Source organism: Allosphingosinicella sp., assembly GCF_036387215.1.
GTDB lineage: Bacteria > Pseudomonadota > Alphaproteobacteria > Sphingomonadales > Sphingomonadaceae > Allosphingosinicella.
Map to the genome: position 1 here is coordinate 1 of NZ_DASVUE010000208.1, position 7,392 is coordinate 7,392.

Below are 7,392 nucleotides of genomic sequence, written 5' to 3' on the forward strand. Positions count from 1 at the left end.
GCCGCTGGTGCCGTGGAGGATGATGTGGCGGATCTCCTCCGGCAGCTCGTTCCAGGGCGTGTCGAGCTTGAAGCCGAATTCGGCGGCGAGCGAGCCGAGCACCTGCATGTAATAGGGGCTGGGCGGGTTGGACTTGGCCCAGGGGACGATCGCGCCCTTCTTGATCGAGAGATTCTCGTTGGGGACGACGAGCTCGGGATCGAACAGCAGCTTTTCGCCAAGGCCGTCGCAGGCCGGGCAGGCGCCCTGGGGGGCGTTGAACGAGAAGAGCCGCGGCTCGATCTCGGCGATGGTGAATCCGGAGACGGGGCAGGCGAACTTTTCGGAGAAGACGATGCGGCCGGGAGGGGCATTGTCGGCGAGCGCCTGGCGCTCGTGGGCCTGCTCCATCGCCTTTGCCACACCCGTTCGGGCTGAGCTTGTCGAAGCCCTGCCTTCCTCTTCCTGAGCCGAAGACAAGGACAGCCCTTCGACAGGCTCAGGGCGAGCGGGGGTGGGGTCTGCAGGATCCAAGTAAACCAAGCCCTCGGCGAGCTTCAGCGCCTGTTCGAGGCTGTCGGCGAGGCGGGTCTCGATGCTTTCGCGGATGACGAGGCGGTCCACCACCACCTCGATGTCGTGCTTGTATTTCTTGTCGAGCGCGGGCGCGTCCTCGATGTCGTGGAAGGTGCCGTCGATGCGGACACGGGTGAAGCCGGCCTTCTGCCACTCGGCCAGCTCCTTGCGATACTCGCCCTTCCGGCCGCGGACGACGGGGGCGAGGAGGTAATGGCGCGAACCCTCCGGCAGGCCCATGATGCGGTCGACCATCTGGCTGACGGTCTGGGCGCTGATCGGGAGACCGGTGGCGGGGCTGTAGGGCACGCCCACCCGCGCCCAGAGCAGGCGCATGTAATCGTAGATCTCCGTGACGGTCGCGACCGTGGAGCGCGGATTGCGGCTGGTCGTCTTCTGCTCGATCGAGATTGCCGGGGACAGGCCCTCGATGTGATCGACGTCGGGCTTCTGCATCATCTCGAGAAACTGGCGCGCATAGGCGGAAAGCGACTCCACGTAGCGCCGCTGCCCCTCGGCATAGATGGTGTCGAAGGCGAGGCTCGACTTGCCGCTTCCCGACAGCCCGGTGATCACCGTCAGCGTCTCGCGCGGGATGTCGATGTCGACACCCTTCAGATTGTGTTCCCGCGCGCCGCGGACGGACAGGTGAGTCAGCATAGCCGTTCGTGTTCCAGATTTGTTCTAGCGGTGCAAGGGGCGCATGACTGAGGTCAACGCGGGCGAGGCCGAGATGGGTGCTAAGGCACTGGAAGACAAGCCGCACGGGCCGTTGCCAGCATGAGCGATCGAGGGCATTCTCCAATGGATCGGCACCGGGGGGGCTTGTGACGAGGAGCGGCGCGGGAACGGCAACAGGCCATGCAGGAGCGGTGCGGAGGCGCCTGCCGGATCGCTTGCCGCCGCTCAAGGAGGCGTGGCTGCCCGCCTACCGCGGCGTCTGGATCGCGCTGTTCCTGCTCGCCCTGTTGATGTCAGCGGGCGGGGTTTACGTGCGCGCGGTGAGCGCGGAGGGGCTCACCACGCCGTTCGAGCGCGCCGGGCTGATGATTGGCGAGCGGCAGAGCGGCTTGCGCATCCGGCTGACGATTGGCGACGAGGCGGCTGCATCGGGGCTGAAGGCGGGGGATGCGATCGTCGCGATCGACGGCACGGCGGTTCCCGACGATCCCTCCGCCTATGACGACATCGGGGAGCGGCTGGACGGCCCGGCGGAAGGCAAGGTGCGGATCACCGCGCGCTCGCCCGACGGAACGCTCCGAACCCACAGCTTCACCCGGAGCCAGCGGCACCTCGACCAGGCTTTCGAGCGGGCGGGGCTGAGCCGGATCGCGATGCGGATGGCGGACTTCGCCGACGTGCTCACCACCGCATTGCTGCTGGCGGCATCGGCCTTGCTGTTCCGGCGGCGGGCGCGGGATCCGGTCGCGATCCTGCTCTCGCTCGGCCTGCTGATGGCGCTCGCCGCAAGCGGATCGTCGGAATATCTGATCATGCGGATCGGCGGCGACGCCTTCTTCGACGCGCTCCTGATGGTCGGCTGGGCAGGTCTCCTGCTCGCGATCCTCACTTTCCCCGACGGAAGGTTCGATCCGCGCTGGACCCTTGCCGCGGCGCTGCTGCTGCCGGTCGGCGGCGTGATCGGGCTGCTGCACGACAGCGTGGGCACGTTCACGGACATGGCATTCATGGTCGCCGGGGTCCTGGCGATCGCCGTGCGCTATCGGCGCCTGCCCCAGGGCGATCAGCGGCAGCAGATCCGCTGGGCCCTGCTCGGCTTCGGTGCCGGTGCATTCTTCATCCTGATCGATCAGGCGCTGCTGTTCGCCTACAACCATGCGCCTTCGACGACGGTGGGGCTCTGGTGCGAGCTGCTCCACTATCTCGCCTATGCGACCGCATTTGCGTGCATTCCGCTCGGGCTGCTCATCTCGCTGCTGCGCTACCGGCTCTACGATGCCGACGCAGCGATCAGCCGCTCGGCCGCCTTTGCGGCGCTGACGGTGCTTTTGAGCGCCCTCTTCGCCGGAAGCATGAACGGGATGGAAGCGATCATCCAGGCGAGCTTCGGGCGCGATGCGGGAGCCGAGGCGCCGGCGGTGGCGGCCGCCTTCACCGCGATCATGGTCGCGCCCGCGCACAACCGGCTCCATCGCTGGGCGGAGCAGCGTTTCCAGAAGGCGCTGGAGCATCTGCGCCGCGACCTCCCCGAATGCGTCGCCGATATGCGGGAGACGAGCTCGCTGGAGGTGCTGCTGCAGGAGGTGCTGGGCCGGGTCTCGAGAGGCGTTCGGGCGACACGCGCCGCAGTGATCATCGGCGAGCAGGTGGCGGCTGTGCGCGACGTGACCGCGGAGGAGACGGCCGCCTGGCTCGAAGGGGCCTCATTATCCGCCTCGTCGGCGGCGCTCGGCTGCGAGCGGGGAGACCCGCTTTTCCCGATGCGGGTCCCGCTTCGGGTCCGCCACCTCGGAGGAGCCCCGATCGGCTGGATCCTGCTCGGACCTCGCCCGGATGGAAGCTTCTACGGCAAGGACGAGCAGGAGGCGCTTGCCGAGATCGCCGACCCGGTCGCCCGTGCAGTCCAGATCGTGCTGTTGCGCGAGAAGCGGGAAGCGGCGGGCCGGGAGGAGATCGCCTTGTTGCACGCGCGCCTGGCCTCGCTCGAAGAAGCTATCGGCTCCGCCCCGAGAGCCGAAGCTCGCAGCTGAGCTCCCTTCCGCCGGTGCTTTCGGCGCTCACCAGCCGGCCAAACATGGGCAAAGCGCCGCCGCTGCCGTTTCCACTTCCGCACGAGCGATGGCCGGTCTAGCTTCAGGGAATCCATCGGGAGGGAAGATATGGGGACGAAGATGATCCTGGCTGCGGCCTTGCTGGCGATGGCTCCTGCGGCAACGCAGGCGCAGCGGGCGGATGTGAAGGGGGCGGTGGCGTCGAGCGCGCGGCCGGCGAGAGACGTGAAGCTGGACGAGAGCCGGCGGCCGGCGCAGGTGCTGGAATTCATGGGGCTGAAGCGCGGAGCGATGGCGCTCGATCTGTTCGCGGGCTCCGGATATTATAGCGAGATCATCGCCAAGGCGGTGGGGCCGAAGGGCGGCGTGCTCGCCTGGGATCCGGCGGGGTTCGTCAACGAGGACAGCAAGAAGAGCTGGGCGGCGCTGAAGGGCCGCGCTCCGAACGTCGGCTGGTTCTACACGCCTGCAAGCGGGCTTTCGCTTCCGAGCGCCACCTTCGATTTCGCGATGCTCCACCTCAATTATCACGACACCTATTGGGAAAGCGCGAAATACAATTTCCCGCGCATGGATCCGGCGGCGTTCCTCCGCACCCTTCATCAGGCGATGAAGCCGGGCGGCGTCGTTGCAGTGGTCGATCACGTCGCCAATGCCGGCGGCGACACGCGCGAGGTGGTCGAGAAACTGCACCGCATCGATCCGGCGACCGTCCGCCGCGACTTCGCGGCCGCGGGCTTCGTACTCGACGGTCAGTCCAGCATGCTCGCCAACCCCGCGGACGACCACAGCAAGGAAGTGTTCGATCCCGCCATCCGCGGCAAGACGGACCGCTTCGTCTACAGGTTCAGGAAGCCGCTGCGCTGATCTGAGGAGACGCCTCCCCTGCCCCCTCAGGGGAATAAGTGCTTGGCAACAGGGCGGGTTCGTTTAGGCTCCGGCTGCATCCGAGGGGGACGGAAATGGCCGATCTGGACGAGAAACTGACCCCGCCGAAGAAGCCGCGCGCGGCGCCGCGGCGGCGGAAGGCGGAGGCGCCGCCGGACACGCCTGACCCGATCGAGATCGCAATGGCTGCGGTGGCGACGGGAGCGGACCGGCACGGGGCCGCGCGGGCGGTGCTGGAGAAGCATGCCTGCCTGATCGACATCCAGTGCGAGCGCGAAAAGGAGGAACTGGGCGTGCTGCGCGTGCAGCGGCTGACGCGCTGGCTGATCCTGGTGGCCGTGGCAGCCGTGATCGCGGCGCTCGGCGCCCTCGTCTGGAATGCCAGCCGCTCGACCTCGCTCGTGATCGAGCCGTTCGGAGTGCCGCCGGCGCTGGCGCAGCGCGGCCTCACCGGCAAGGTGGTGAGCGCGCGTATTCTCGACCAGCTCGCCGAGCTCCAGCGCAGCACGGAATCGATGCGCGGGGAGAAGAGCTACGCCAACGACTGGCAGGACGACATCCAGCTCGACATCCCGCAGACCGGCGTCTCCATTTCCGAGGCCTGGCGGACTCTGAAGGGGTGGCTGGGCGAGGAGACGCGGATCGGCGGCGAGCTGGTGCAGACGCCGGCAGGGATCGCAATCACGACGCGCGCGGGCGCGCTTTCGGGCGGCACCGTCGAAGGCGCGGAAGCGGACTTCGACCGGCTGGTCAGGGAGGCGGCGGCATCGCTCTACAAGGCGACGCAGCCTTATCGCTACGCCATTTCGCTGCCGCCCGAGCGCCGCGCCGAGCGGGAGCAGATGCTGATGGCGCTGACCGGCGATCCTTCGCCGCTGGAGCGCAAATGGGCCTATAGCGGGCTTTCCGCCCACTATCGCGGCCTCGGCGATGCCCGGCGGTCGCTGGCGATGGCCCGGCAGGCGCTTGCGATCGATCCCGACATGCTTCCGGCGATCGGCAACGTGGCGCTGTCCGAGCAGGCGCTCGGCCACGAAGAAGCGGCCCTCGAAAGCTTCCGCCGCGCGCTTCCGGCGTGGGAAAAAAGCGCCTCGAGGGAATATGACGAGCGGGTCAGCCGCCTCAACCTGGCGACGTTCGACACGCGGGTGGGCGACGGATGGGCGATGCAGGTTTGATGCGGTCCGCCGCCAAGGCGCTGCTGGACGCGGGCGCCTCGACGATGGCGGCGACCTCGACATTGACGCGGGCGCGCGCCGCAAGCCTCGTCCACGACCATTCGGCAGCGGCCCGGATCGCCGCCCAGATGCGCCGGTCGCAGGACCCCGACGAGATGATGCGGGAGCGGACGGCAAGCGCCCTCCTGCGGCTGCAGCGGGCGGTGGACGAACGCGATGCGGCGGCGGGCGCCGCTGCCGCGGACGAGGCTCTCAAGGGGAGCGCTGCGGCGACTTCGATCTACCCGGACCCGAGGGTCCGCCGCGACGTGATGGTGCGAACCGTCTGGCCGAACATTGCGATCGCGCTCGGCAAGCTCGGATGGGGGGCGGAGGCGGCGCGGCTTGCGGATGCGATGCCTGCGGATTGCTACGATTGCCTGCGCGCCAAGGGGTGGGCGGCAATGGCCGTTGGCGACCGGAACGGCGCCCGGCGCTGGTTCGAAGCGGCGGTACGCGCGGCACCCTCCGTTCCGATGGCTTATGCCGATCTCGGGCTCGCCCTACTGAGCGTTCGGGACCGTGCCGGCGCGGCGCGGCAGTTCGAGATGGCTGCGGACAAGGGGCCGAACTGGGCCGACGGATACAAGCTCTGGGGCGATGCGCTCGCGCTGCAGGGGCAGGATGAGGAAGCTGAGCGGCACTATCGCTCCGCCGCCGAGCGGGCGCCGCGCTGGGGCGCGCTGCACATTGCGTGGGGCAAGACGCTGTGGCGGCTGGGACGGCAGGAGCAGGCGCGGGAGAAGTTCCGCGCGGCGGCCGGAATGGACTTGAGCCCGGCCGACCGGACGCGGCTGGGCCGGCTGGTGTCGCTGCGACAGGGATGAGGCGATGGCGACGGCGGGGGAGCTCGAGGGTGGCGGCGAAGCGGGGCCTTCGCGCACGTTGCGTCTGAAGTTGCCCGACCGGTTGCCGCACCTGACGGGGCGGCGCGGAACCGCCGTTCGGGTCCTCTACCTCGCGGTGGCGCTGGCGGCGCTGGTCGTGATCTGCGGAAGCTTCTGGTTCAACGGGCGCGACTATTTCGGGAACATGCCGACGGCGGCGAGCTACGGCTTCAGGACCCAGACGAGCAGAGGCGCGGTCAGCATCGCGGGGCCATCAAGCGAGGAGGCGCGGCGGTCCGGCCTCGCCCGCGGCGACGCGATCCTCGCGGTCCACGGCCGGCGCGTTGCGGCCGATGCGACCGAGTTCGAGATTGCCGACTTGCTCGGCGCCGACACGGACGGGAGGATCGAATTGGTCACGCGCTCCCGCGACGGCACCGTGCGGGAGCATCGGCTGACCCGGCAGCCGGTGGTAAGCGCAGCGGTCGAGCCGACGACTGAGCTGCCGCTGTGGCTGTTCATCGCGCTCGGCTTCACATCGACCCAGCTGCCGCTTCTGGTCTGGTTCGCGGCATCGCTGATCCTCGCCCGGCGGCGGCCGCGCGACCCGGAGGCGATGCTGTTCGCGTTCGGCTTCCTCCTGATGACGGTCAATGCCGGCTCCGCCTTCTGGATCATCGCCCATAGCCGGATCACGAACGCGCCGTTCGAAGACATCACCAATTTCGGCGCCTGCCTGCTGATGGCCGCGATCGCCGGCTTCCCGGACGGGCGGTTCACGAGCCTGTGGTCGCGGCTGACCCTGATGCTCATCATCCTGCTGGCAGTGCTGGTGGTCGCGGGCCCGAGCGGGACGCAGATCACCGCTATCCTGTTCCTGATCGTCACTGTCGGGGTCGCGGGATCGGTGCTGCTGCGCTACCGGCGCGAGACTGCGGGGCCGGAGCGGCAGCAGATCAAATGGGCGGTGCTCGGCTTTGCTTCGGCGCTCGTGCTGATCCTGCCGGTGCAGGTGATCTCGACCCTCGACCTCGCCGAGGGGCAGCGGCAGCTCCAGTTCGTCCTCAACCAGATCGTGATCCCGCTCGCGCTCGTGCTGATGGCGGCGGGGCTGCTCGTCTCGCTGCTTCGCTACCGCCTGTACGACGCGGAGGCGGCGATCAGCCGCTCGGC

At 68.8% G+C, this 7,392-nt stretch carries 6 protein-coding genes; 5 read left to right on the forward strand and 1 reads right to left on the reverse strand.

Features of this window, described 5'->3' with window-relative positions; translation table 11 throughout:
• Nucleotides 1-1,215 (reverse strand): UvrA family protein (locus tag VF662_RS08305; RefSeq protein WP_464139785.1); only part of this gene is annotated, 1,215 nt, incomplete at its 3' end.
• A 236-nt stretch (nucleotides 1,216-1,451) separates the two neighbouring features.
• Here VF662_RS08305 and VF662_RS08310 point away from each other — a divergent pair.
• The 5 genes from VF662_RS08310 to VF662_RS08330 form a co-directional block, all read left to right on the forward strand.
• Nucleotides 1,452-3,266, forward strand: a complete 1,815-nt coding sequence (locus VF662_RS08310; RefSeq protein ID WP_464139788.1) for a hypothetical protein — start codon at nucleotides 1,452-1,454, stop codon at nucleotides 3,264-3,266.
• 129 nt (nucleotides 3,267-3,395) lie between these two features.
• Nucleotides 3,396-4,154, forward strand: a complete 759-nt coding sequence (locus tag VF662_RS08315) for a class I SAM-dependent methyltransferase (protein WP_464139790.1) — start codon at nucleotides 3,396-3,398, stop codon at nucleotides 4,152-4,154.
• A gap of 95 nt (nucleotides 4,155-4,249) precedes the next feature.
• A complete protein-coding gene (locus VF662_RS08320; RefSeq protein ID WP_464139792.1) occupies nucleotides 4,250-5,353 on the forward strand; it encodes a hypothetical protein in 1,104 nt (367 codons plus the stop codon).
• Entirely contained in the window at nucleotides 5,353-6,219 is an 867-nt protein-coding gene (locus VF662_RS08325; protein ID WP_464139794.1) for a hypothetical protein, read from the forward strand. The genes VF662_RS08320 and VF662_RS08325 overlap by 1 nt, the downstream gene beginning before the upstream one ends.
• Nucleotides 6,220-6,223: 4 nt before the next feature.
• Nucleotides 6,224-7,392: hypothetical protein (locus tag VF662_RS08330; protein WP_464139796.1), on the forward strand; the 1,169-nt coding region annotated here is incomplete at its 3' end.